General features: G+C 65.8%; 24 protein-coding genes and 1 pseudogene. 20 read left to right on the top strand and 5 right to left on the bottom strand.

The window, feature by feature from the left end; all coding sequences use genetic code 11:
* The first annotated feature begins 175 nt into the window (after positions 1-175).
* The 3 genes and pseudogenes from AAHS21_RS28500 to AAHS21_RS28490 all read left to right on the top strand — a co-directional run bounded on the left by AAHS21_RS28500 (position 176) and on the right by AAHS21_RS28490 (position 2,333).
* Positions 176-463, top strand: a complete 288-nt coding sequence (locus tag AAHS21_RS28500) for a hypothetical protein (protein ID WP_330981216.1) — start codon at positions 176-178, stop codon at positions 461-463.
* A 278-nt stretch (positions 464-741) separates the two neighbouring features.
* Positions 742-1,149: pseudogene (locus AAHS21_RS28495) on the top strand (DCC1-like thiol-disulfide oxidoreductase family protein); the annotation flags it as partial.
* Positions 1,150-1,232: 83 nt separating this feature from the next.
* Positions 1,233-2,333, top strand: a complete 1,101-nt coding sequence (locus AAHS21_RS28490) for a methyltransferase (RefSeq protein ID WP_330981215.1) — start codon at positions 1,233-1,235, stop codon at positions 2,331-2,333.
* On the opposite strand, the gene AAHS21_RS28485 is transcribed toward AAHS21_RS28490, so the two are convergent.
* From AAHS21_RS28485 to AAHS21_RS28475, 3 genes are all read right to left on the bottom strand, one after another.
* Positions 2,294-4,117 (bottom strand): hypothetical protein, encoded by a 1,824-nt coding sequence (locus AAHS21_RS28485; protein ID WP_330981214.1) that lies wholly within the window; start codon positions 4,115-4,117, stop codon positions 2,294-2,296. The two genes, AAHS21_RS28490 and AAHS21_RS28485, sit on opposite strands and share 40 nt — an antisense overlap.
* A 112-nt stretch (positions 4,118-4,229) precedes the next feature.
* Complete coding sequence (locus AAHS21_RS28480; protein ID WP_342930787.1) at positions 4,230-4,622, bottom strand: type II toxin-antitoxin system VapC family toxin; 393 nt, start codon at positions 4,620-4,622, stop codon at positions 4,230-4,232.
* Positions 4,607-4,855, bottom strand: a complete 249-nt coding sequence (locus AAHS21_RS28475) for a type II toxin-antitoxin system prevent-host-death family antitoxin (protein WP_330981213.1) — start codon at positions 4,853-4,855, stop codon at positions 4,607-4,609. The genes AAHS21_RS28480 and AAHS21_RS28475 overlap by 16 nt, the downstream gene beginning before the upstream one ends.
* A 760-nt stretch (positions 4,856-5,615) precedes the next feature.
* Here AAHS21_RS28475 and AAHS21_RS28470 point away from each other — a divergent pair.
* The 14 genes from AAHS21_RS28470 (at position 5,616) to AAHS21_RS28405 (ending at position 17,494) form a co-directional block, all read left to right on the top strand.
* On the top strand, positions 5,616-7,265 hold the full coding sequence (locus AAHS21_RS28470; RefSeq protein WP_330981212.1) for a ParB N-terminal domain-containing protein: 1,650 nt from the start codon (positions 5,616-5,618) through the stop codon (positions 7,263-7,265).
* A gap of 525 nt (positions 7,266-7,790) precedes the next feature.
* Positions 7,791-8,030, top strand: coding sequence for a glutaredoxin-like protein NrdH (nrdH, locus tag AAHS21_RS28465; protein WP_330981211.1), 240 nt, complete (start codon positions 7,791-7,793; stop codon positions 8,028-8,030).
* 31 nt (positions 8,031-8,061) lie between these two features.
* A complete protein-coding gene (locus AAHS21_RS28460) occupies positions 8,062-8,709 on the top strand; it encodes a hypothetical protein (RefSeq protein WP_330981210.1) in 648 nt (215 codons plus the stop codon).
* On the top strand, positions 8,706-9,320 hold the full coding sequence (locus tag AAHS21_RS28455; RefSeq protein WP_330981209.1) for a hypothetical protein: 615 nt from the start codon (positions 8,706-8,708) through the stop codon (positions 9,318-9,320). The genes AAHS21_RS28460 and AAHS21_RS28455 overlap by 4 nt, the downstream gene beginning before the upstream one ends.
* Before the next feature lie 224 nt (positions 9,321-9,544).
* Positions 9,545-10,270, top strand: coding sequence for a hypothetical protein (locus tag AAHS21_RS28450; protein WP_330981208.1), 726 nt, complete (start codon positions 9,545-9,547; stop codon positions 10,268-10,270).
* A 352-nt stretch (positions 10,271-10,622) separates the two neighbouring features.
* The gene (locus tag AAHS21_RS28445) at positions 10,623-11,168 is read left to right on the top strand and encodes a hypothetical protein (RefSeq protein WP_330981207.1); all 546 of its coding nucleotides are present in this window, start codon (positions 10,623-10,625) and stop codon (positions 11,166-11,168) included.
* Between the two features lie 410 nt (positions 11,169-11,578).
* Positions 11,579-12,562, top strand: coding sequence for a DUF3560 domain-containing protein (locus AAHS21_RS28440; RefSeq protein ID WP_330981206.1), 984 nt, complete (start codon positions 11,579-11,581; stop codon positions 12,560-12,562).
* Positions 12,563-12,934: 372 nt separating this feature from the next.
* Positions 12,935-13,318, top strand: a complete 384-nt coding sequence (locus AAHS21_RS28435) for a hypothetical protein (protein WP_330981205.1) — start codon at positions 12,935-12,937, stop codon at positions 13,316-13,318.
* 412 nt (positions 13,319-13,730) lie between these two features.
* Positions 13,731-14,192 (top strand): hypothetical protein, encoded by a 462-nt coding sequence (locus AAHS21_RS28430; protein WP_330981204.1) that lies wholly within the window; start codon positions 13,731-13,733, stop codon positions 14,190-14,192.
* Between the two features lie 159 nt (positions 14,193-14,351).
* On the top strand, positions 14,352-14,747 hold the full coding sequence (locus tag AAHS21_RS28425) for a hypothetical protein (RefSeq protein ID WP_330981203.1): 396 nt from the start codon (positions 14,352-14,354) through the stop codon (positions 14,745-14,747).
* 31 nt (positions 14,748-14,778) lie between these two features.
* Positions 14,779-15,006, top strand: a complete 228-nt coding sequence (locus AAHS21_RS28420) for a hypothetical protein (protein WP_330981202.1) — start codon at positions 14,779-14,781, stop codon at positions 15,004-15,006.
* Positions 15,007-15,409: 403 nt separating this feature from the next.
* Positions 15,410-15,868 carry a hypothetical protein gene (locus tag AAHS21_RS28415; protein WP_330981201.1) on the top strand — a complete coding sequence of 153 codons (459 nt, stop codon included), beginning with the start codon at positions 15,410-15,412 and terminating at the stop codon, positions 15,866-15,868.
* A 30-nt stretch (positions 15,869-15,898) separates the two neighbouring features.
* A complete protein-coding gene (locus tag AAHS21_RS28410) occupies positions 15,899-16,072 on the top strand; it encodes a hypothetical protein (protein WP_330981200.1) in 174 nt (57 codons plus the stop codon).
* A gap of 468 nt (positions 16,073-16,540) precedes the next feature.
* Positions 16,541-17,494, top strand: a complete 954-nt coding sequence (locus AAHS21_RS28405) for a DUF4192 domain-containing protein (RefSeq protein ID WP_330981199.1) — start codon at positions 16,541-16,543, stop codon at positions 17,492-17,494.
* 112 nt (positions 17,495-17,606) lie between these two features.
* Here the strand turns inward: AAHS21_RS28405 and AAHS21_RS28400 are convergent, their stop codons facing one another.
* The gene (locus AAHS21_RS28400; protein ID WP_330981198.1) at positions 17,607-17,762 is read right to left on the bottom strand and encodes a hypothetical protein; all 156 of its coding nucleotides are present in this window, start codon (positions 17,760-17,762) and stop codon (positions 17,607-17,609) included.
* A gap of 618 nt (positions 17,763-18,380) precedes the next feature.
* Between AAHS21_RS28400 and mobF the strand changes: the two genes are divergently transcribed.
* From mobF to AAHS21_RS28385, 3 genes are all read left to right on the top strand, one after another.
* Entirely contained in the window at positions 18,381-21,263 is a 2,883-nt protein-coding gene (gene mobF / locus AAHS21_RS28395) for a MobF family relaxase (RefSeq protein WP_330981197.1), read from the top strand.
* Positions 21,264-21,313: 50 nt separating this feature from the next.
* Entirely contained in the window at positions 21,314-21,493 is a 180-nt protein-coding gene (locus AAHS21_RS28390) for a hypothetical protein (protein WP_330981196.1), read from the top strand.
* Positions 21,494-21,601: 108 nt separating this feature from the next.
* Entirely contained in the window at positions 21,602-22,864 is a 1,263-nt protein-coding gene (locus tag AAHS21_RS28385; protein ID WP_342930786.1) for a sigma-70 family RNA polymerase sigma factor, read from the top strand.
* An 83-nt stretch (positions 22,865-22,947) separates the two neighbouring features.
* On the opposite strand, the gene AAHS21_RS28380 is transcribed toward AAHS21_RS28385, so the two are convergent.
* On the bottom strand, positions 22,948-24,723 hold the full coding sequence (locus tag AAHS21_RS28380) for an AAA family ATPase (protein WP_342930785.1): 1,776 nt from the start codon (positions 24,721-24,723) through the stop codon (positions 22,948-22,950).
* Between the last annotated feature and the right edge of the window lie 85 nt (positions 24,724-24,808).

Below are 24,808 nucleotides of genomic sequence, written 5' to 3'. Positions count from 1 at the left end.
GACGCGCCGTGGGCTTCCCCGGCAACTGTTCCTTCGGCATACCTGCATCCTCGTTTCCAAGGTCAGGAGCCTCCGGGATTTCCAGGGCGTTTCATTTCGGCAAAGCGCACACGTTCAGGTGAACCTGTGCGTAGCGCGGTCGAAATGCGGCTTTATCGCGTGCGAGGATCGGGTGGTGAAGCAGAGGTCCTATGTGTTGCTCTGGTGTCATCCGGGTATGGAGGAGGCCTTGATCGCCTACGAAGATTCGGTGCTGAGGTGGGTGAGCGAACATGGCGGCACGGTCCTGCAGCGGGCACGCAGTGACGGTGCCGAGGGTCGGCCGCTGGAGATTCAGTTGTTCGAGTGGGCATCTCAGTCCGCGATGGACGGCTTTATGGCCGATCCACGCAGAACAGCGCTGGTAGCGGATCGCGATCGCGCTATCGCCCGAACCGAAATTGTTCCCGTGCAGTTCGTTTGATCTATCAGTAGCTATCAGTGCTGATACTGGGGCATTAATTGAGTATTGAGGTACGAGTGCCGCTCCCCCGCCGGGGCACTGATGCCTCAAAGTCTTTCGGGTCGCATGCTGTTCAGTTCGTGGGTAGTGGTTTCTGTCGTTGCCGAGAGGAAATCCGGGCAGCCATCGACGACGCCACATCGACCTAGGTCGAATGCCGCTCTGCGGCGCGATTTGCAATGATGGAGTAGGCGATATCGCTTCCTCGGGGGGAGGTTCACGTGAGTGCGGTACAGAGCCTGCCGAACGCGCCAGTTCTGCTGTACGACGGTGTGTGCGGGGTCTGCAACAGCGCGGTGCGCACCCTTCTTCGCTATGACCGTCATGGAACGCTGCGATTCGCCTCTCTGGGCAGTGACTTCGCTCGCGACATCAGGTCCCGCCACCATCAGCTGGAGGGCGTGGATTCCGCTGTCTACGTCCGCAACGCGGGACAGCCTGACGAGACCGTGGATATCCGGTCTGCAGCGCTGCTGCAGGTCGCTGCCTACCTCGGAGGGTGGTGGAAATTGGCGCTGGCGGCATACGTGATTCCGCCGGCGGTGCGCGATTGGCTTTATGAGCGCTTCGCGGCTTTCCGTTACCGCATCGGCGGCCAGCATCACACCTGTCCGATCCCGACGGCCGAGGCGCGCACTCGTTTCCTCGATGCGACTTACCAGCTGGAAGCGCTGATCAGCACTGGCACAGTTCTCTCTGACTATCGTGGCAAGCTCGGTTAGGTATCTCGATGCGCCTGCCCGCCTTGCCGTTACCGCTGTGGGTCGCGCGCGCCGCCCTGGGTGCTCGACGTCGTGTCTTTGATCTCGCTGATGCCGCGGTGCCCGAAGAATTCGCGCTGTTCTTCGATGTGACGATGGGGCTGCACAAACTGAAGATCGCGGGCGTGCTGGTCTCCTCCGGGCTCGCCGATGCCCTCGGCAAGAGTTCGCGTGATCCCGTCGACCTCGCACACCAACTGGACCTGGACCCTGACGTAACGGTCAGAATCATCAACGCCGCGATCGCCTCCCGGCTGATGCAACTGAACCGTCAGGGACGTGTGCGCCTGACGAAGGTCGGCGCACCGCTGCGCCGAGAACACCCCAAATCCATCGCCTCCTGGGCTGCCTACTTCGCGCACCCTGACACCGCAGCCGCATATGCACACCTCGACGACCAGCTGCGCGAGGGAGCCCAAACCTCCGGATATCAAAAGGCATTCGGCAAGTCGCTGTGGGATTACTTAGACGATCGCCCCGATATGAGAGCCACATTCGCCAACGCAATGCGCCAGCTCTCCGAGTTCGACCTCGCCGGAATCGTGCGGACCTATCCATGGCCAAGACGCGGAACCATCTGCGACATCGGCGGCGGAGTCGGGCACATGCTTGCAGCCATCCTCGACCATCGGCCTGACGCTCGCGGCATCTTGCTCGACTCAGCCGAGATCATCGAACACGCAGACGCATTCCTGCGCGAACGAGGATTGACCGACCGGATCGAGCGCCGCGTCGGCGACCTCTTCGGTCAGCTCGACGCCCACGCTGACGTCTACACGATGAAATGGATCCTGCACGACTGGGACGATGATGCCTGTCGCGAAATCCTCAAGCGCGTCCGCGCCACCATGCCGCCAGGTTCGAGGCTGGTCACGATCGATATGCACCACGGACCAGGCCAGCTGAACACCGTGTCAGCGATGAGCGATCTGCTGATGCTTGTTTCCTGCCAAGGCGGACGGCAACGCTCGCCCCAGCAAGTGCACACCCTGATGGGCGACGTCGGGCTCATACCCGGCCGAGTCCGCCACTACGGGCCGACGATGCTGGTCGAAGCCCTCGCTCCATGACGGATAGCGCCGGCCCGGCGCAGCATCAACGCAGTGGCCGCATGATCTTGGTCGTAGTCCTGCCCGCAGCCATCACAGTGCACCGTCGCGGACTGGTACCGCGCATCAGCGGGATTCTCGTAGCCGCAGCCGTCCCCGTGGATGCGGGAGAGCCCAAAGCGACCGACCTCCCTGACGGCGCAGCCCTCGCGCTTAGCGGCGGTGGTCACGAGCGTACGCAGCCGTCCGGGTGCCACCACGCTTCGCGCGGCGGCGATGCCTTTGTGAGCTGCACGTGGTCGCGGGACGGATGCGGCGGTAAGTTCAGGCAGCAACAAATCATCCAGCACAAGGGTTTTGGCCTGGCTGGCGAGCATGGCGGCGAACCGACGATAGAGATCGTCGCGGGCAGCGATGGCGTGACGCCTCTGGCCGAGGTCTGGACCGCGCCGCAGTTTGAGATCGCGGCGCTGCCAGCGCAGAAGTAGAGCCGCGATCGACTCGGCATCCGCCGGCGGGGCCATCGCCCAAGCCCGAGCCAACGCGTGGAATTTCGCTGCGCCGCGCCAATGTTCGACGGTCGCGGCATCGAGGACACCGCCGGGCGTGCGCGGATCGTCGATCGGCCCGTGTTCGGCCAGCCAGGTCACAAGGGATAGCTGTAGTGCGCGAGTAGCTTGCCCGCGCTGGGCCCGGATTTGATCCGCACGGGCGAACGCATCGTTGAGTGTCGCGGGCACGACGAGTCGACCGGTCCGCGTGGTCTCGGCGACTACGACGGCGCAAAGATCCTCTGGAATGTTCAGTGCCCGAGTCGATCTCCACGTGGCCGCGATGATCCCGTCGGCGCCGCGGCGCCAACCCAGATGCACTGCCACCGCCGGGCCGGTGCGCCGCGTGTCGGGATCGGGCACAGTGGCTGAGACATTGAGAGTGGCGCGCAGCCCGGCCGGCGTGTGGCGGATGGTCAGTCGCGCACCGGTGATGTCGGCGTCAGCGGGCAGTTGGCGATGCTGCTGGACGGGCAGCTCCACCAGCAGCATCGGCCCGTCCGCGCTGCGGCCGTAACGGAACCGGGCGACGACTCGCCCGGCACGCCGTTGTTGGCTCGCTGACATCTGGTTCCACACCTCGGGATCGATCCACGGAAGCTGAAAGTAGTTGTGGTACTTGCCATCCAGGGATGCGACTATCGCTGGGGAGCGTGGCGGGTCGCCGCGGCGGCGAATCAGTTGAACCGCAATCGTTCCCGAGCCGTCAAAGGGGTGGTGGCGTAGTGTGGCGTCGGGTCGGGTGATGCGTTGCTGACGAAGGCGTTTCACCGCACCGGCGTGTTGGGCCACCACATCGTTAAAGGTGCACCAGAACAGCCCCCGCTCCTGGACGTAGGGTCGGTAGAGGGCTCGTTGCGCGGCGTTGAACGCGGCAGTTCGCACCGCGCGTGGGCCTGCGGCTTGGGCGCGAACCTCGGTGATCGCTGCGCGGCGCTGCTGGCGTGCCTCACGAAGTGCCGACATCGCTGAAGTTTCGGCGGGACTGCGCCGGACACCGCGTTCCGACTGCCCCCGTGAGGCTTTCACGCTTTCCGACGCCGCGGTCCACGCCGCCTGGGCGTGTGCGATGCGCTCTTCGGTCGCGGCCACTGCGGGAAAACTAGACCAGATTGCTTGAAGATCGGCCTCGTAGGCCAACCGAATAGCCACCAGCTCTTCGCGCAGCTCATGCGCGAGACGCAATTGCTCGCGGATCGGCTCGGACAGACGCCAGGTGTAGTGCACACTCAAGGTCACACCACTGAACGCCACAAATCGAACTGTAAGCGACGCCAACGGTGGTATGTATAAGAGTCGACGCAAGTACGACGCCCTCGCGCTGGCGTTGCCAAACTCCGCTCAGTATGGCACAGGCCAGCCGCGCTCAGACTGCCACGACGTCGACCAGTTGGCCCAAACCGCCAAAGTCAGCGGCGTTGCGGGTATAAAGGCGCGCGGCGTGAGCATGAGCGGTGGCCGCGATCAGCAAGTCCATCGACCGGGCCCGCGGCTGGCGCCCCGAATCCACCACAGCCGCAGCGATTTGGCCGTAGCTCGCCGCCACGGCGTCGTCCACAGGCAGCGCGTCGAACTTACGCTCAACGACCAGCAACCGCCGCAACCTCTCGGCCCGCACCTGTTGATCTTTGGCGACCAGGACCCCGAAGTGCAGTTCTGCCAACGTGATTGCGCTAACAGCCAACTCTCCGACTAGGGGCTCGACATCGGAGGCGATCACCACGCTGGTATCGAGGATCGCCCTCATTGCTTGGCCCACGGATCATGTATTTCGTGGTCGATGGCCTCACGATCGGCGTCCCAGGCAGGATCGGCGGGCCCGGCGAACAGGTCGGCCACGTCCGTCCACCGCCGCCAGGTACGAGGCGCCGCAGGAACGAGTCGGGCCCCCGGGCGACCCGCCACAGTGATCGTGATCTCCTCGCCCTCCTCGGCCCGGCGGACGAGCTCGGACGCGTTCTGCCGCAGCTCACGCAAGCCAACTACTTCCACACAATCTACTGTAGCACATGTGCTACACCGGTGGCATGTTGGAGACGAGGGCCCGCGATCAGCAGTCACTAGCTCGCACCAGCTCCAAAATCGCTGCAACGGAATCGCTCTCGCGTCGGCTCCCTATCTCCCGTCCAGCTCCGTGAGGGAGCAGTTGGTTGCCAGCGGTGGTGTGAAGATCGTCGTTTCACACTCCTGACACGTATGGGTGCGGTGCATCCCGCAGACGCAGTGAGCGACGCCGACGAGGACCTCGCGCGGGCCGAGGCGCGCGCCGCAGCCCGGACAATCCGATGGGCGAGGCTCCTCCCACCCACGTCGCGTCAGGTGTAAACCCATCCCGGGATGGTACCGCTGCACACCGCTGCCTTAGGGAATTGACCGTGGCGTCGGTGCCCATGGTGGATCGGCACAACGTGCGGGTCCGAGCGCTACCCGCGTCTTGAGATTCCGATCGCGTTCAAGACGGGTTGAAGCGCCTGCGGCGCTACGCAATGGCTTGGCCTGACGGCCCAAGCCCATGTTGGTTTGCCTTCTGGCTTTCGATTGTGGCCGGCGGTCCTCTGCGCGCAAGGCCACGGCCTTCGCTTCGCTTCGGGCACAAGGCTCGTCGAGATAGCGCCGATTGCTCGCCAGCTCGCCGGCGCCATCTCTCCGCCCGGACCTTGCACTCCGCGTCCCTATGCCGGCCCAAATCGTCATTGCCAGAAGGCAAACAGAACAGGCGGCCACGTGCACGCCTCCCTAGAAAGGTTCAGTCATGACCGACACAACCACCAACACCGACAGCGCAGCCACTGCCGCCGACCAGCCCATCGGGACGCTGGAACACCTTGACCCGATGCTGCTCGACATCGGTGACAATGTCCGCGACGACGCAGCGCTGAGTAAGGCGTTCATCGCCAGCATCGCTGAAAATGGAGTTCTGGTGCCGATCACGGGTGTGCGTGACGCCGAGCGGCCGGAAGTCATCCGGGTCCGGAACGGGCAACGGCGCACCCTGGCCGCCTGTGATGCTGGCTTGTCCAGCGTTCCGGTCTACGTGCTGCCGTCCACCGCTGCGGATGCCAGCCAGGAGACCATCGACCGCATCGTGCACCAGATCGTGACGAACGATCAGACGCTCGATCTGACTGACGCACAGCGGGCACGCGGCATTCAGCAGATGATCGACGCGGGGCTGTCGGTGACCAAGGTGGCCAAGCGGTTATCTGTCGGCAAGGATGCCGTGAAAGCCGCTCACACGGCAGCACAGTCGGCCACCGCCATGGACGCCCTGGCCAGCGGCCAACTCAGCTTGACCGAAGCCGCCGCGATCACCGAATTCGAGGACGTGCCCGGCGCGGTGGACCGGCTGATGAGGTCGGCGGGCGGTACTTGGTTCGAGCACACGGTCGCCCAGCTGCGCCAGGAACGCGACACCGCCCAGGCCCGAGCCCACGCCGCCCAGCCTTTCGCCGATAAGGGGTTCACTGTCCTTGAGCAGCGCCCGGATTCGTGGGACCCGACCTGCATACCGCTGCATCACCTGGTGACCGCCGAAGGGGACGAAGCCGACGACACCGCTGTCAGCGACCCCGCCCACTGGGCCGTGTATCTCGTTGACGACACCGCTCTGTGCGACGTGGAAACCGGCGAGGTAGTGGACGAACAGAGCGTGGACTGGGAGACCGAGGACTTGCCAGACGCGACGCCCGCAGAGGGCTTGCGTCACGCGAACACGGTCACCGACAAGGAGGTGTTCACCCCCGATTACTACTGCCTCGATTACCGTTCCGCAGAACTGACCCCGCAGAGCTGGTTCGCCCGGCAGGCCGGACTGGTGGACACCGACACCGGCGAAGTGGTCGACTTGGACGACGAGGCCCGCGAGGCCGCACGCCAGCAGGCCACGCTCGAAAAGGCCGAGACCGAGAAGCGGGAGCGCCGGAAAGTGTTGGCGCTCAACAGACTCGGGGACGCCGCCCTCGGCGTGCGGCGCGAGTTCGTCAAGAAGCTTTTGGCGCGTAAGGCTCCACCTAAGGGTGCCGGTCTCTTCGTGGCGGAGTGCTTGGCTCGCGACAGCGCGTTGCTCACCAACAACAACGCGCTGGACACCACCGCCGAATTGCTCGGAGTCGATAGCGGCCAGGCCGTGGCCAAGCTCGTGGCCGATCTGCCCGCCCACGGCGACGGGCGCGCTCAGGTGATCACGCTGGCCCTGGTGCTCGGCGCCCTCGAATCGCGGACCCCCAAGGACGCCTGGCGCAACAACACGGGCTGGTGGGGACACCATGTCGGCAGCAGCGAGTACCTGGGCTGGCTCGCCGACAACTCCTATCCCCTGGCGCCAGTCGAGGAGGTCGTGACCAAGGCCAAGGACGCCGAGGACGTCTACGAGCAGTATTTGACCGATGCAGTGAAGGAATAGCGACGGTAAAGGGCCGGGGCCGCAAGCCCCGGCCCTCCCCGGGGCAGGCCGCCTATCCCCGTTAGCCGCGATAGGTGCCGTCGCGCTCGGTGGCCCCGCCGGGGGAAACGCCTACGGCGTTGCTGAATATTTATTCTTCACCCTCATCGCTTTCTCATTATGGCCGGTTGCGGTCTTTGCGCAAGGCCGCGGATAAAGGCCCAAAGGCCCGAAACGTTTTCGCAACAAACCCTCGCTTCGCTCGGCGAAAACGTTTCGTCCGGACCATTGCGCTCCGTCCGCACCACCGGCCGCATTAATGATCGCGATGAGGCGCAAGAGAAAAGGGTGCACACCGACAGTAGTCAAGCGTAGAGCCATGGCTAGCAACATGACTGGGTCAGTAGAAAGCGTCACGAGCGAGTCGTGGTGGACCCCATTCCACGCCATAAAACAATTCCATAAAGCCAGAATTAGTGTTGTTGCAAGCCTCTAAATGGCGGTAAAATCAATACAACGAACAGTCCGCGAAAGGACACTCCAACAATGAACACTCTCACCGTTTACACAAAGCCCGGATGCGTGCAATGCAACGCCGTTTTCCGGGCCCTCGACAAGCTCGGAATCGAATACCTCCCGGTCGATATTTCCACCGACCCGGAGGCGCGCGAATACGTCATGGCGCTGGGCTATCTGCAGGCCCCAGTCGTTCATGCCGGACCCGAAGCCCACCACGGCGGATTCAGGCCAGACCGGCTACGCGAACTCGCCGAACGCGCCGCCTAAGCACACCCATCACTACCTCGAGGAGCCCACCATGCACCAGCTCACCATCGACCACGACACCCAGCCCGGCAGCGTCAGCGACCACACAGACTTCACCGACGCTCACCAAGCCCTGCTGAAGTACGTCGTCGGGGCCGACTACTATCTGCGGCCGGTCCAAAACACCGCCGCCCACACGAGCTACGAGCTGCTGCGGCTGGCCGACCTCGACGACCCCGCACCCTCCCGCGAACCACAGGTGGCCGGCGTCGCCACCATCGAGGTGATTTCCGACAACCAACTACCGGTCGCTTCACCCTATTTCGCCGCCTGCGACGCCCAAACCTGGATCAACGACCACGCCAGCAAGTGGTTACACGGATCCAGCACCGACCCCGGCTATCACTACCCCATGTCAGTGCTGACCACGGCTCGCGGCGAAGCCCGCTTCTACCTGCGCGCCGGTGCACTGCTGAACGAAGCCGCGGCGCTGGCCGCAGTGGACAACACCGCCAGGCCCGACCAAACCACCCTGGAAACGCTGCGCCACAACGCCGTACACAACAGCGGCTCCCTGGACAACCCCGCCGCGATCGCCGCCGCCGTCCAGCAGCTCCTGCCCGCCGAAACCACCACCCACCAGACCGCCACGCTCATCTGGTACTACACGCTGCTGCTGTGGGGAGTGAGCGCGCCATGACCACCGCCCACAAGTCGCGCACACCACTGACGGTCGTCACCGATACCACCGATGAGACGGCAGATCTCGACGTCGAATGGCGATCACAGACCGTCATCGACCAGTACAGCCCCGAGCATCAGTTCGTCGGATCGCTGATGTGGCTTACCGCCACGCAAGCCAAGCCATTGCTGGAACTGGTGCCCGACAACGCAATATGGAGTCCCCAGACCCGCTGGGCATATGAACTCATCCGCGCCCTGGTCGACGCCGGCACGGATCCGACGCCGGTATCCGTGTTGGCCGCCGGCCGCCGCCAGCCCGCCCGCGAGGCACTCGAACCCAACGAGCCGCCCAACGCCAACAAGCACAAGCAGCTGGCCCTCTACCTGTTCGACGCCTACTCCCAAGCGATCGCGCCGGCCGCGTCGATCGAAAGCTACGCCCGCGAAGTTCTCGACGAGGCCTACCGGCGTGCCTTCGACACGTTCGGCATCAGGATGCAGCAACTGGCCGCCTGCGGCGCCGACCGCGACGACCTGACCGAGCAGTTCGCGATGATCCGCGACGAACTCGCCGAGCTGTGGCGCCGCACAGAGACCGCGACCAAACCCCAACGGGCCCAACGATGAAAACCGCACAGCCCAGCCCGGATCTTCTCATCGCCGACCGCGCCAGCGCCGCCATCGCTGACTATCCCCAACCGGTGGGACGCGCGGCACGCACCGCGCACGCCTGGTTGGACCTCCTACACAGCCGCGCCCAAATCCGTGCAGAACGCCACAGCCGCAGCGTCAGACAATAGAACAAGCACCAGCGTCGGCCACCGCAGCAGGCGCCCACGAAAGGACCCGCCATGATCAAGCCCGCCCGCCGATGCGGCTCCCTCCCCCGGCGAGGCACGTTAAGTGTCTGGCTGGCAAGCATTCTGGCAGCACTCGCCCTGGCCGCGCTCGCCGTAGGCAGCCCTGCCCGCGCTCATGCGCGCGGTGCCACCATATCCCCCGGTGATGAAATCGACGCCATGCAAGCGCACGGCGTCACACGCTGCACCCTGGGTTACACCTTCGCCGACCCCGGCACCAACATCAACTACGGCATCACCGCCGGCCACTGCAATGAGGGCGACAGCGACTACGTCGTTGACCGCACCACCGGCGCGATCGGACATTTCATCCTCACCGTCGCCACCCCCGGCGACAACCTCCAAGAAGACTACGGGCTAGTCGATTTCGGTTCCAACCACTCGGTCCGCATCATGTACGGCATGCCCATAAGCGGCATCTCAATGCCAGACCCCCACAATGCCGTCTGCCATGACGGAATCCGCACCGGCATCGCCTGCGGATCACTAGACACCCCACTCATCGCCGACCAATACCTCACCACCGGAATGGCGCAAAGCATCCCCGGCGACTCTGGTGGCCCTGTCTGGCAGCTCGCCCGCGACAACGCCGGCACCGCCAACGTCATCGGTATCTGGCTCGGCGAGCACATCGAACCCAACGGCACCCACTACGGACGATTCATCAACCTCACCGACGTTCTGGTCAACATCGCCGCCAAAACCCATATCCTGTAGCCACCGTTGAGGTGAGACCGCGCACCTAGTGGTCACCAAATCCGCAGCCCCTCACCTTCTTTAGCCGTCAGCGGGTGCCAAGCGTGACCGACAGGGCCCCCGTCGCCGTCAACCCACGCCCGGCGGGCTCGCCCGTTCTTCGCTCCCGCCGCCCCAGCGGGCGGCTCCCACTACGCCCGGGCGCCACCGGCGGCATTTGCGGCCCTACCCAGCTCGCTCCCGCTCGCGGCCGCAAATCCGCCTCCTGCTCAACCGCCGGCCTCTTCGGGGTTGACACCGACACCCCGCCGGCCCCCCGCACCCCAGCGCTGACCAGCGCCCTGAAATCACAAACCAGAAACGGAGAACCACTATGACCATCTCGGCGGCCGCCACCCACGTCATCCCGGCAGGCCTGATCACTCACAGCACCGTAGTGATCAAAGGCCAGCACCACGACCACGACATCAGCGTCCATCACGCCCGCACACCCGATGCCCGCATGAGCATCACCCTAGGCGGAATGCACATGGTGATCTACAACTGCCAAGCCGCCCAAGGACTACTCGAGGCATTCATCGCCGCCCGCGGCCACATGCTCCACCTGCCCGCCCAAATCCCCTCTGCTCGAGCGGAGTCCGAAAACGAGGCCGCCGGCCGAGTCATGCTCTCGATCGAATGGACCCGCCGGCCAGTCTATGCCGTCGCCACACAGTCCAGGATCAACCGACTCAAGACCGCCCAGATCCACTGGGTCGAGCTCTACACAGGCCCGCTCACGTGGCAGATCCGCGATCGCGCCGGGCTGCTGTCCCTCATCGAGGTCCTCACCTGCGTCCACCAGACTGCCGTCACAGTGTTCGTCGACGGCGAGCAGTACAAGGGCGACCCCAACGATCCCGACTACCACGCCGCCTAACCGAACAGAAGCGCCTGGGCCCGGCCAGCTCCCAGCATTCGGGGTTGGCCGGGCCCCCCTTTTTTCTTCCGGACTCCGGGTGCCGGCGCGCCCCGCGCGACCGGACTGGCCACCTGCCGGCGGCCACCAAATCCGTAGCCACTCACCTTTAAGCCGTCAGCAGGGTGCTCATGGTAAGCGGGCGGGGGCCCGAGCGCTCAACCCACGCCCACACCGAACTACACAGGCCGAGTGACCTTTTCGGCCCAATGCCAGCTCGCCCCAGGGCGCTGCGCGCCGGCGAGCGCGGGCCGAAAACCCTGCTCCGTGCGGCGCGGCCTCTTCGGGGTTGACCGCCCACCCTCACCCGCTTCCCCGCACCCCAGCGCCGACCGGCGCACTCCATCACCGCAAGAAACGGAGCAACACCCATGACTATCGATATCATTCACAGCGCTGTTGAAGGCACCCTCGTCCACGGCACCACTCGCGGAGACGGCACCAACACCATCCTCAAGGCCGCCGGATTCCGCTGGTTTCCCTCCCTGGGCTTATGGGGCATCGCCGGTAGCCGCGATCGCCAACCCAACCGGTACAAAATCGATCAGGCCGCCGGCGCGCTGCGCGCCGCCGGGCATGACGTCAATGTCGATATCGACGACAGTCACCGCCCCGCCGCCGAGGCCGAGGCCGACAGGGCGCAGCGCCAAGAGCACCGCGCCGAAGCGCTCAACGCCAAAGCGGACCGCAAGGGGGCCGCGGCCGACGCGGCCCGGGAGGCCGAACAACGCGCCGTAGCTGCGCTGCCTCCCGGTGGAGAGCCCATCAAGATCGGGCATCACAGCGAACGCCGGCACCGCAAAGCGATCGCCCGCGCCCACGATGCAACCCGACGCGCCATCGACGCTACCGAGCTCGCGCGCCAGGCCAGCGGACGAGCCGAGGCCGCCGCATCCACCACTGCCCACCGGTACAGCCCGGTGACCGTGAAGAACCGCATCGAGAAGTTAGAAGCCGAGCAACGCGGCGATCAACGCACCCTCGACGGTCACCGCCGTGTCGTTGCACGCAGCGCCACCCACGAATACGTTGACGAATTCGGCCCGGCCACCGGGTCCTACCGCGACCAAGTCATCGCCCGCATGGCCCAGCGCGGCGACGAAATCACCTACTGGACCGCGATTTACGCCGACCTGCAGGCCGCCGGTGTCGCCAGCACCCACAACCGCGACACCATCTCGCCGGGGGACTTCGTACTGCGCCGGGGCCACTGGTACCCGGTTGTTCGGGTCAACGCGAAAAGCGTTTCAGTCCGCATGCACGAGGGAGCCTCCTGGACGAACACGATCGGCTACCACGAGATCTCCGGCCATCGACCAGCGTCAGCCGACGACAGCACGGCGGCTGACGGCTAACCACCAGCGCACCACAGGGCCCGGCCAGCTCCCAGCACTCGGGGTTGGCCGGGCCCCCCTTTTCTTCCAGCCGCGAGGTGGCCGCGATCGGTAGCCCCTCACCTTCTAGCCGTCAGCAAGGGTCGCAGCCTAATCGGCCGGGGGCCCGACCGCGCAACCCACGCCCGCACCGAACTACACAGGCCGAGTGACCTTTTCGGCCCAATGGAAGTCAATCCCCAAGGCGCTACCGCGCCGGTGATTGACCCGGGCCGAAAACCCTGCTCCGTTCGGCGCGGACTCTTCGGGGTTGCGCGCCCACCCTCACCCGATTGACCGCTCCCCAGCGCTGACGAGCGCCGTGAAATCACTCAACCGAAACGGAGAACCGCCATGACTGCACAACTGGACCACTGGGCCACCACCGACCACGACCCCACCAGCCACCTCGAAGCCATCCGGCATCTCACCATCAGCGACACGCGACAGACGTCAGCGGCAACCCCAGACATCGACGAGCTCGCCATCCTCCAGGTGGCCCACGACGGCCAGCGCATGCGACTGCGCGGAGCAGACCGCGACGAAGCGATCCGACGTATGCACGGACGCCTCGACATCGACCTCATCGCCTGGCGCCTCTACACAACCTCGCGGACCGCGCACCGCGTCGCGGCCCGACTGGGCCTAACCACCCACAAGCCCACCCGCACCGACGAAGTCGCCGCTCTCCGTAGCGAAACGACCCCAGCATCGCCGAGGGCACGTGCCATCGCCTAACCGACCGACTCCGGGCCCGGCCAGCTCCCAGCACTCGGGGTTGGCCGGGCCCCGCCTTTTTCTTCCAGCCTCCGGGTGCCGGCGCGCCCCGCGCGACCGGACTGGCCACCTGCCGGCGGCCACCAAAATCCGTAGCCCCTCACCTTCTAGCCGTCAGCAAGGGTCGCAGCCTAATCGGCCGGGGGCCCGACCGCGCAACCCACGCCCGCACCGAACTACACAGGCCGAGTGACCTTTTCGGCCCAATGGAAGTCAATCCCCAAGGCGCTACCGCGCCGGTGATTGACCCGGGCCGAAAACCCTGCTCCGTTCGGCGCGGACTCTTCGGGGTTGCGCGCCCACCCTCACCCGATTGACCGCTCCCCAGCGCTGACCGGCGCACCACTCAGCACACAGAACGGAGCAACACATCATGGACCACGAATTCGAACTCGCCTTCAACCTTCTCGACGAAGCAGCCGGACGAATCCAGCAACAGCAGTACGGAATCACCAGCATCCTGTTCCACAACCACGGCGACATCCAACTCACCACCGTGCACGACTACACCCCCCAAACCGGGCACCACCTCGTACTACTCGCCACCGACGACCACGGACAGATGGTCGCCATCGAAGCCACCGCACCCGACCTCAACGCCGAACCCGACACCCGAATCCTCAAAGTCCGCGCCGGCGACCTCACCTTCCACGCCACCGCCGACACCTGGACCTACCGCGCCCACCGCCGCGGCCACACCTACACCCTGACCGCCGGAATCGCCGACCAACCGGCCTGGACCATCACCGTCGACGCCGGCGCACCACAACACCACGACGACCTCAACACCGCAATCGACACCCTGCTGGATCACCACGTGAGCGTGGCGGCCTAATCACCCGCGGGTTGGCCGGGTCCGCACCCGCACGGGCCCGGCCAGCACCCCCGCCCCTTCTCAGGACTCTCCGGGGATTGCGCACCCACCCTCACCCGCTTCCCCGCACCCCAGCGCCGACCGGCGCACTCCATCACCGCAAGAAACGGAGAAAACATCATGTGCTACAACCGCATCGCGATCCTGGCCGACCTTCGCACCGAACTGGTCACCGGCACCTGCAACCCGACCCGAGGTCTCGCCGAACTCAGCGCTCCCCTCCTACTCGACGACACCTTTAAGACCGTGCTCTACAAAATCGCCGACCGCTGCCCCCTGCGGGCCGCCCTACTGTGGAGCCGCATCGGCGCCCATCTCAGCGGACAAGCCCGCATCGAATCCCTCACCCTCGCCGCCGTATTCGCCCTCAAAGGCGGCAATCCCGGCATCAGCGCCACTCTAATCACCCGCGTCGACGTCGCCGTCCGCCGCGAACACACCGAACCTCCGGAGGCCATCGCCACTCTCAAACTCGACCACCGCATCCGCGAGAACCTTCCCCACACCGTGATCTGAACCCCAATCCGACATCCACAGAGGAGCCATCGTGAGCAACCACACCGAGTGGGGCCACGCCGCGCCCAGCCTCTACACCCTCCACCCACGCCAGAGGGCCATCGAAGAACTGCACCCTGCCGACGAAGACGAACTCACCGCCCCATTTGTCCTGGGCCTGTGGAACGAAAACGGCGACGGGCTTGCGTTGCAAGGAAACCGCCGCGAAATCCTCAGCTACCTCAGCTTCGCCGCCGCCGAAGTCAACGACCACCTCTAACTCGCACTGCGGGCCCGGCCAGTTCCCAGCATTCGGGGTTGGCCGGGCCCCCCTTTTCTTCCGGCCTCCGGGTGCTGGCGCGCCCCGCGCGACCGGACTGGCCACCTGCCGGCGGCCACCAAATCCGTAGCCACTCACCTTTAAGCCGTCAGCAGGGTGCTCATGGTAAGCGGGCGGGGGCCCGAGCGCTCAACCCACGCCCACACCGAACTACGCAGGCCGAGTGACCTTTTCGGCCCTATGCCAGCTCGCCCCAGGGCGCTGCGCGCCGGCGAGCGCGGGCCGAAAACCCTGCTCCGTGCGGCGCGGTCTCTTCGGGGTTGACCGCCCACCCTCACCCGCTTCCCCGCACCCCAGCGCCGACCGGCGCATTCAATCACCATCCGAAACGGAGCAACACATCATGAGCGCGTACGTCGTCGAGGCCGAACACGTCAATGTCCTGCTATGGGCCGGCCGCCACGGATTCCGCCGGCCCTGCGGCAACCTCACCTGGATCTACGACAACCCGACCCGCGTCAACCAGCTCACCGAGGACAACCTCGACCAGGTTGGGCAGATGCTCGTCGACGCCAACACGACCTCGGTCAACTACTGCTACTTCAACAACCCCGTTCACGAGCCCTACGAGTACCGCTACACCCGCCCGCTGCACACCAGCTGGTCGATCGTCGAAGTCCTCAAGGCGTTGCAGTGCTACGAATACCAGTCCTGCGAACCCAAAGACTGGCAGCACACCGAGGCCTACGCGTTCTGCCGTGAGCTGCAAACCATGCTGGGCCAGGCGCTGCCGGGCTACGACCCCGCTCCATGGGGCATCACCCGCATCAGCCTGCCGGCCGCCTACCGGCGCAGCGCCTAACCACCCACCCAGCCCGAAAGGAGCCGTCTCATGATCATCGAAGGCACCGTGAACCGCAGCATCGACAACCGCACGGTCGAGATCCCGTTTTTCATCGATACCCTCACCGGCACCTACGCCCAGTGGGGACACGACACGATGACGCTCGGTGAGAACGTCGAGCTGCTCGAGGCGCTGCGCGACGCCGCCTGCGAGATCACCTAAGCGGCCACATATCTCGGGGCCCGGCCACCTCTCCCACCAACGGAGGGTTGGCCGGGCCCCCCTTTTTCTTCCAGTTGCGTCGGGTGCCGGCGCGCCCCGCGCGCCCGGACTGGCCACCTGCCGGCGGCCGAAATCGGCAACCCCACACCTTTATTAGCCGTCAGCGGGTGCCAAGTGTGACCGACAGGGACCCCGTCGCGCTCAACCCACGCCCGGCGGGCTCGCCCGTTCTGCGCTCCCGCCGGCCTGCCCGGCCGGCTCCCGCTGCGCCCGGGCGCCACCGGCGGCATTTGTCGGCCCTACCAGAGCTCGCCCCCCGGGCGCTACGCGCCGGGCTCGCCGGGCCGAAAATCCGCCTCTTGCTTTCCGCCGGCCTCTTCGGGGTTGACCCCGCCACCCCGCCGGTCCCCCCAACACCCCAGCGCCGACCGGCGCCCCGAAATCACAAATCCGAAACGGAGAACCACCATGACCACAGACTTGCGCTCCCCAGCCGACATCGTCGCCGCGGCCGCCGGCCTCCTCGGCTTCGCCCCCACCAACAGCATCGTGGCCTACATGCTGCGCCGAGACTCCCACGGCGGCTTCCGGATCCGCTGCGCCATCCGCTTCGATATCACCATCACCACCGGGCAAGCCGCCAACCTCCCCGCCACCTGCAATCTGCACTCGGCCGACAACCACGCGGCGATCCTGCTCGCCGTCTGCGACGAACCGCACAATCCACACGCCCTGGCGCTGCTCGACGCCCTGCGCGACGCGCTCACCGACGCCGCAATTCCCGTCCTCAACCGCATCATGACCCACGACGTCACCGCCGAAGGACAGTGGTATGAGCCCGACACCGGGCAACACGGCCCCACCTACCCCTACACCGACTCCCTGATCACCGCCCAGCGCGTCCTCAGCGGTGAACGAGTCAGCCGCCGGCGCAGCGACATTGAAGCCGAATTCGCCCCCATCGCCCCCGCACCCCCAGTGCCCCTCGGCGACCACGGCGAGCTCGTCATCACCACCGCCGAAGAAATCTCCGATGCCCTCAACGGGCATCCGATCAACCGCACCCTGCCCACCCGCGCCGGCCACATCATCACCGCCGACGTGAGCGTGCGCGACGCCATGATCTGGGCGGCCATCCAGCACACCCAATCCGCGGCCGAACTATGGACTCACATCGCGCGGCGTCTGCGCGGACAACCGCGTGCCGAAGCGCTCACCATCGCCGCCGTCGCCTACTGCCTCCTCGGCGACACCATCCGCGCCGGCATCGCAATCGACACCGCACTCGATGAAGCCCAAGCCGCCCACACCCCTGCCCCACGCCTCGCGATGCTGCTCCTGGCCGCGCTACGCGCCGGCCTACCGCCCGAACAGATCCAGCGCGCAATCATCGACAGCACACCCCAACCCGGGCACAACTAACCACACGTCCACCGGGCCCGGCCGGCTCCCAGCACTCGGGGTTGGCCGGGCCCCCCTTTTTCTTCCGGACCGCGTAGCTATTCGTTATCCAACTATCGGACGCGCACCGCGGCTACCACCGCAGCGCGCCCTCAGCGTCGCCCGGGCGCGCCCAGCCGACGTCAATCGCGGGCAACCGCGGCGCATCCCCGGTAACCAGCCAGCGCACCAACTCGCCGCCGACCACATCACCTGTCTGCGTCACCCAGTTCAAAAGCGCGGTTTCCACACCAAATCTCCTTCAACGCATCGCCGCCGGCGTTGCGTTCATTCTCGCTTCCCCGGCCACCATTCGCGGCCCAAGCCACACCTCAATGCGGCAGCCCCGTCGACAGCAACCAATCCACGCTGTGACTGACCAGCAGCCACAACATCAGCGCCACCAGGGCCCCCACCGTGGCCGAACCGACCTTGATTTTCACGTTCCCTGACTCCTTCTCATCATTTGCTAGCTCCGCGGGGCATGCGCATCGCAGACTCTCGCCCGCCGCCGCGCTCAACCTTCACCGCTTCCAGCTCCACCCAACCCACGCTGCGCCCTTTCGATGAGCGCTTCGCGCGTTCTTCCCCCGTCGGCAGAAGCTCCACCATCACAGCCAATCTCCCCCGCACCCCGCAGCCAACCTCCCTCAACCCTAAATCCCCCGCACCCCACCTCCTGGCACCATTCCCACCCCGACCCCTCCCCCAGTTCACAACCCCGCTCGCCCCGCCACGCTCCCTCCAGAGACTTCTGGCACATTGGCACAAGGATGTGCAAGACTGGTTGTGGCCGCGCGCTGCGCGCGGCCACAACCGTTCGTCCCCCAGTCGGGTGCGAGCCGTCGCGGGCGGGAGGTGGTCGCCGGTGTTGACGATTTCTCGGCTCTCCCGCTGGAGCATCGCCTACTACGAGAAGACGGCCAACGAGGCCAAACAGGCCGCGATGGACCGTCAAGCGGCCGGGGGTGGGCTCGGTGAGTACTACTCCGAAGGTGACACTCGGGTGCCGACCTGGGTGGTGGCCGGCGACGCGGTGAAGGTTGCTGAGCTGACCGGGCTCACCGGCGCAGCGCTCGCGAGCGGGTTTGCTGATGGGGATGTGGCCACCACCTGGCTCGACGAGGGAATCGCCCCCAACGGCGCCAGTGGGCGTGCCTTCACCAAAGAGTCGGTGCACGGTTTCGATCTGACGTTCGCCGCACCCAAAAGTGTGTCGCTGGTGCGGGCCCTGACCAGCGAGATCAACGAGAAAGTGATCGCCGAAGCGCACTCGCGGGCGGTCAAGGCCGCAATGGACTACCTGCACACTCACGCCGGCTACACCCGGGTGCACAACCCGGTGACCGGCAAAAAAGACCTGCAGTGCCTGCCAGGGTTGGTGGCGATCGCCTACCAACACGAAACGTCGCGGTGCGGGGACCCGCACATGCACACCCACGTCATCGTGCCCAACCGGCAAGCCCGCGGCGACGGCGTCCTGGTGTCGATCGACTCCAAATCGCTGCACCACGAAGCCAAAGCCGCCGGCGTCATCTACCAAGCGGTGCTGCGCCACGAACTGCACGCCGAGCGCGGCTTTGAGTGGCGCGACGTCGACGAGCGCTCCGGCATGGCCGACATCGCCGGCGTCACCAAGAAATGCCTCAAAGCGTGGTCGCGGCGCTCCACGCGGCTGCGCGAATGGGCGCGCAACAACCTCGTCGTCATCGACGGCGAGCCCAGCGCGCAACAGCTCGCTACCGCGCAAAAAGCCACGCGCCCCGCCAAACCCGAATCCCAGCCGTGGGCCGAACTCAAAGCCGAATGGCGCGCCGATACGCGCGGTCTCGAAATGGACCGCGCCGCGCACGCCGAAGCGCGCTGGGCGCGCCGCGCCGCTCCGCGCACCCTGACCGACCGCACACGGCTGGCGCGCATGGTGGGCGCGATCGACAAGAGCGCGTTCACCCGCGCCGACCTCGTGGAACTAGTCGGTGCGCTGCTGCCCGTCGACGTGCCCGAAGATCCGCGCACCACCATCGAAAAGATCGTCGACACCGTCGCCGTGCGGGTCAGCGCGCCACGCGAGGTGCACCACCGCGAAGGACACGAGCTGTACACGGTGGACGTGGTGATGGCCGAAGAGGAACGCATCTTCGCCATGGTCGACGACCAGGACCCGCGCACGCGCCTCGATGTGCGCCCCGCCGACCTCGGTGACCTCTCGCCTGACCAAGCGCGCGCCATCGCCAACATCGCGCACTCCCCCTACCTGGTGCAGCCCCTGCAGGCGCCGGCCGGCGCCGGCAAAACGCACTCGCTCAAAGCGCTGCGCGGCGCCGCGCACCGCGCCCACAAAGAAGTCCTCGTGCTCGCGCCCACCGGCAAAGCGGTCGACGAGGCGATGCGCGATGGCGCCGGGGACCGCGGCCTAACCGTGGCCAAAGCGCTCAAACTCATCGAAGACAATCAGCTCGATATCGACCGGCGCAGCGTGATCGTGGTCGACGAAGCCTCCATGCTCGGCACCCCCGAGCTCAAGAAACTGCTGGCGTGCGCGGTCGTCGGGCGCGCCAAAATGGTCCTCGTCGGCGACGCCTACCAACTCTCGCCGGTCAAAGCGCGCGGCGGCATGTTCGAGAACCTGTGCGACGAGCTGCCCTGGTCACAGCGCCTCGGCGAAGTGTGGCGAATGCGCGACCCCGCCGAACGTGACATGTCGCTGGCGCTGCGCTCCGCGCACGGCAACCGGCTACGCAAAGCGGTGGGCTGGTATCGCAACAACGGGCGCCTGCACTCCGGTGACCCGATCGCCATGGCCGATGACGCCACCAACGCCTACCTGCAAGCCCGCGCTGACGGGAAAGACGCCGCGATCATCTGCGACCGCTGGGAAATCGCCGACGCCATCAACCGCAAGCTGCACGGCGCGCTCACCGCGGCCGCCGCACACGCCGGTGACGTCGCCCCCGAGCAGGCCAAGGTTTTCACCGACACCGTGCGCGTCGCGCGCGACCAAGACGCGCGCGCCGGCGACATCATCATCAGCCGCAACAACGACGCCAGCCTGACCGTGGAACCCGGCGCCGACCAGCGGGCCGGCGAGCAGATCGACCAAGTCCGCAACGGCAACCGCTGGCACGTCGTCGGCGTCGACGCCCAGCGCGGTCGCATCGCCGCCGAACGGCTCACCGACGGTGCGCGGACCATCTTCGAAGGCGACTACCTCCGCGAACACATCACCTTGGGCTACGCCACCACCTTGCACGCCGCCCAAGGCATCACCGTCGGCAACTCCAACACCCCGGGAGCCTGCTTCACCGTGCTCAGCGACAACGCCTCACGCGCAATGGCCTACGTCGGCATGACCCGAGGAAAAGACGAAAACCACGCCTACATCTACCAACCCATCACCGGCGAAGCCGACCACGAACACAGCCGGGTCGCCTCCGGCGCGGAAATCCACACCCTGCGCCGCGGCAACAAATACGCCGCCGCGCACTTCTTCCGCATGATTCTGGCCAACGATGACCGGCCCCGCACCATGCACGCCGAAGCCGAACGCACCGACCGTGACCTACTCCCCCCAGTTGTCGGGGCACTACTCGACCGCCACGACCAAAGGCGCGCAGATCGCCGCGCCAGCTGGCATGCGCACAGCGCCCAAGCCCGCGCCCGCGAAGCCGCCTACGACCGGCTACGCCACGCCACCCAGCGCAGCAGCGAACGCGGCGAAGAACGCGACCGCGCCGACGGGCTCGAACTGTGACCACATCGCGGTGACGCGGACCGACCGGCCGACGCGATCGATCGCCCGCTGTGAGGTGGCCGATTCGGCGGTCGCGCCCCGCCCTGCGATCGGCGATCCGCGACTACGCCAACGCACTGGTCGCCGCTGGCCGGTGGGATCGATCCGACGACCTCAACATCCTGCCGACGGGCCACAAGCTTCGGGCCGGCGACCTCGTCGGCTACACCCGCGTAATCAAGCCCGGCTGATCCGAACACCACCGCCCTCACCGGCACGGTGATTTGGTTCGACGACATATCGCCCCCTCGTTGTGGGGACCGGGGAACGAAACTAGGCGAAACTGTCGTAACCAAGACATGACGACGACTTCGACGACGGACTCCTCAAGCACTATGCCCGACCCAGGCGGCAGCGACCTCCCACACGATCACGATGATGATCGCTACGACGTGCTGCTTCATCCCGACGACGAGATGGCCGGCCCGGACTGGTACCCGCGACTGGGCAACATGTCGGCGGCGTTCATGTTCCGCGCCGTGATCCGACCGGATACACCGATGCGGCCCGAGTACGTCACCATCCCGATGCGAGCAGCCAACAGTGACGCCAGGCTCACTAAGCAACTTGCCGTCTCGAAATGGAACATGCTTTGGGAAGCTGCCCAGTACCGCCGGCGGTTCTTCACCGAAGACGAGTGCCCACCGGAAATGCTGAAGATCATCGACCAAGGCGACGTCAACGTCGTGTTCGTCCCTCGCACTCGGACTCGTTACTTTGAGTACGCCCCACTGTTTCACCTCCTGCCACGCCGAACCTTGGAACGGTTTGGGTTGCCGCTCTGCCGAGGAGGTCAATGGCCGTTTATCTCTGATGTCTGGCGCCCGGACCGCTATCTCCCCGCCGACTTCGAGCGACGGTTGTCCCAAGCCTGGGCCGCCACGGTGTGGCGGCATCTCATGCCCGGCTCCCCTCTTGTCGGGTTCACCGGCAATGACCCCATCCGTCTGCTGGCCCACGACCTCGACTTCTGGATCCCGCCAGTGACCGAGGTGATGGAAGCCGAGTTGCGCACCTGGCCCGAGGTCGACAACGGCGTCGAGCCACAATTGGCCCCGCTCGACGACGGTTCGGTGCTGAGCACGGCGACCGCAGCGAACCCGCGTATGGGAGGCGACATCTGGACCGGTGAGGACGCCGCCGCGGAGTTCATCCGCGATACCGTCGAAGCCGCGGACAACACCGGGCGGTTGCGCGCCATCCTCGAGACTGTGCGTTGCCACCGAGTCGAAGACGACTTCTCCAACCACTGGACTTACGCCCGTGAGGACTTCGAACGCAAGCTGTACCGCAAGCGCTCTAAGGTTAAAGTCCGGTTCGTCGAACTCACCGACACCATCCCCGTCCAAGGTCCGGAGACCGAGATCGTCGACCGCCTCGTTCTCAGCGACTTTCTCGCTCTTCTCGATCCCCAACAGCGGGAAGTCGTCGTACTCCTGCGCAGCGGGACCACCAACCTCACCGAAATCGCCGACATCATGGGTTACCGCAACCACAGCCCGATCTCTAAGCGCCTGAGGGCAATTCGCGATACTGCTGCCCGCTACTTCGAAGCGGAATAAGTCGCTTGTCGCGTTCGCAGAAAATTCACCGAGAACGTCCTCCTGCAGCGGCGAGTGCGCGTGCCCCTTGGAGCTAACGGTGCCTATCCGGTGGCCGGGCGGGATTCAGCGAGCGCGCGCTGCATATCCTCGACGCTGACCTTTAGTGCAGAAGGGTCTGCCCGTACGAGCTGGTCGAGGTCTTGGGGGTTCGACGCCAGTCTGTGCAGGCGGCGGGCCCGTTCCCGCCGGCAGGCCACCGCCACTTTACGGGCGTAGCGGCCATTGCCGGCGACGTCGAGCATGGTGCCGCTCTCGTAGGGCACGGAACGCAGATGTGTTGCTTCCGCGCGCAGCATGTCCCAGGCGGGGTCCTCGACGACGAGGCGTTCCTTGCCCGCCAGGTGGCGCCCGATCGCCACGATCTCCTCGGGGGTGTAGCTGTTGAACGTGAGGGTGAAATGGAATCGTCCGGCCAGGCCCTTGTTGGCTTTGAGGAAGTCCTGCATCTCCTTGGGATATCCGGCGACGATCACCACCAGTTCGTCGCGGTAGTCCTCCATGTACTTCAGCAGGGTGTTGATCGCGTCAACGCCGAAGGAGTGGCCCTCGGTTTTGGGGACGAGCCGGTAGGCTTCGTCGATGAAAAGCACGCCGCCGCGCGCTTCTTCGCATACCTCTTTCATCTTGGCCGCGGTCTGTGAGACGTAGCCGATCACGATGTCTTCTTCGGTCACCTCTTTGACGTCGGGGCGGGCTATCTTGCCCAGTCCGAAGAGCACTTCACCGACCACCCGGGCGAACGTGGTCTTGGCGGTGCCGGGGGGGCCGAGAAAGACCATGTGGTTTTCGTTGCTCGTGGTGCCGCCGTCGCCCTGCTCGGCGAGCAGCTGGTCGATCTGAATCTCGGTGCGCCACACCGCTATTTGTTCCTTAGCGTCTTCGAGACCGATCAGTTCGTCGACGCGGGTCTGGGCGCGGTTGAGGACTTCTTGGCGCTCGCTCGCTAACGCGGCGGCCGCGCGGGCGTCACGGCTGGTTTCAGTTCGTGGGTCCCATTTGTCGGTTCTGGTGGCGATGGTGTCGGCGTCGGTGGTGACGATCCGAAAATCGGGCTGCTCGAGTGCCACGCGGGCTGGTGGGATCACGACGCCGTCGAGAGTGGCGCTGCGGAACGCCTCGTTGGCCGCCTCGAATTCGCCTAGTTCACGCAGGCACCACCCTTTGGTGAGCGCCAAATCCGCTGCAATGTAGGCGTTTTGCGTCGTAACTTCGGCTATTAAGTCCCATGCTGACTGTGCTTGTCCCAGCGAGGCCAACGCCATGGCGCGTAGTGTTTGAGCGCCTGCCAGGACATCGTTGGGAACATAGGTGGCGTTGGCGGGTGGGCACACCTCGGTGGCCGCACATAGATCCGGCCAGCGCTGAGTGGCGTGATACACAGTGGCGGTGAGGAATTGGCGCCACAACGCCGTTTGGCTATCGTCGGCGAGGTCGCGGTCGTTGAGAACCGTCATCGCTTCATCGAACTCGCCCGCGCTAATCAGTACGCTGGCAAAGGCCAGAGCGATCGTGCCTCGTGACCACACTTGCAGCTGCAGATACAGCGGCGCGGACACCACGGCCTGCAGCGCGCCATCTTGTTGGCCAATGCGGCGGGTTTCGCGGTAGAGCGCCCGGGAGTTGAGGTACGCCCCGGCCAGGGCGTCGCGGCTGTGATCGCCGCAGGCCAGCCGGCCCAGCCACGCATCGGTCATCGCCGGGTTTTGGTCGGTGATCGCGGTGAACGCCTGCTGTGCTGACGCGGGGTCGCCAGAGCTGAAGCGGTTGATCGCCTCGTCGAAGGCGCGGCGCTGTTCGGTGGCTGAGGTCGTGGTCATCGGGGCCCCCGATCGGCCTCTTTCGTTGTGCTCACCGCTCCCCCTTCCACCCGTGTCATCGTAAACGCTCGGACGTACTGACCGT

Origin of the sequence: Mycobacterium sp. 050272, from assembly GCF_039023525.1 — a bacterium.
GTDB lineage: Bacteria > Actinomycetota > Actinomycetes > Mycobacteriales > Mycobacteriaceae > Mycobacterium.
This window is presented reverse-complemented; position numbering and strand designations above follow the sequence as displayed.

Bases quoted from the DNA above. Each gene is read 5' to 3' on its own strand.
- AAHS21_RS28490 (WP_330981215.1), top strand. From the start codon at position 1,233: ATGCGCCTGCCCGCCTTGCCGTTACCGCTGTGGGTCGCGCGCGCCGCC.
- AAHS21_RS28460 (WP_330981210.1), top strand. From the start codon at position 8,062: ATGCACCAGCTCACCATCGACCACGACACCCAGCCCGGCAGCGTCAGC.
- AAHS21_RS28470 (WP_330981212.1), top strand. From the start codon at position 5,616: ATGACCGACACAACCACCAACACCGACAGCGCAGCCACTGCCGCCGAC.
- AAHS21_RS28445 (WP_330981207.1), top strand. From the start codon at position 10,623: ATGACCATCTCGGCGGCCGCCACCCACGTCATCCCGGCAGGCCTGATC.
- AAHS21_RS28415 (WP_330981201.1), top strand. From the start codon at position 15,410: ATGAGCGCGTACGTCGTCGAGGCCGAACACGTCAATGTCCTGCTATGG.
- AAHS21_RS28385 (WP_342930786.1), top strand. From the start codon at position 21,602: ATGACGACGACTTCGACGACGGACTCCTCAAGCACTATGCCCGACCCA.
- AAHS21_RS28405 (WP_330981199.1), top strand. From the start codon at position 16,541: ATGACCACAGACTTGCGCTCCCCAGCCGACATCGTCGCCGCGGCCGCC.
- nrdH (WP_330981211.1), top strand. From the start codon at position 7,791: ATGAACACTCTCACCGTTTACACAAAGCCCGGATGCGTGCAATGCAAC.
- AAHS21_RS28440 (WP_330981206.1), top strand. From the start codon at position 11,579: ATGACTATCGATATCATTCACAGCGCTGTTGAAGGCACCCTCGTCCAC.
- AAHS21_RS28380 (WP_342930785.1), bottom strand. From the start codon at position 24,723: ATGACCACGACCTCAGCCACCGAACAGCGCCGCGCCTTCGACGAGGCG.
- AAHS21_RS28425 (WP_330981203.1), top strand. From the start codon at position 14,352: ATGTGCTACAACCGCATCGCGATCCTGGCCGACCTTCGCACCGAACTG.
- AAHS21_RS28450 (WP_330981208.1), top strand. From the start codon at position 9,545: ATGATCAAGCCCGCCCGCCGATGCGGCTCCCTCCCCCGGCGAGGCACG.
- AAHS21_RS28455 (WP_330981209.1), top strand. From the start codon at position 8,706: ATGACCACCGCCCACAAGTCGCGCACACCACTGACGGTCGTCACCGAT.
- AAHS21_RS28430 (WP_330981204.1), top strand. From the start codon at position 13,731: ATGGACCACGAATTCGAACTCGCCTTCAACCTTCTCGACGAAGCAGCC.
- AAHS21_RS28410 (WP_330981200.1), top strand. From the start codon at position 15,899: ATGATCATCGAAGGCACCGTGAACCGCAGCATCGACAACCGCACGGTC.
- AAHS21_RS28435 (WP_330981205.1), top strand. From the start codon at position 12,935: ATGACTGCACAACTGGACCACTGGGCCACCACCGACCACGACCCCACC.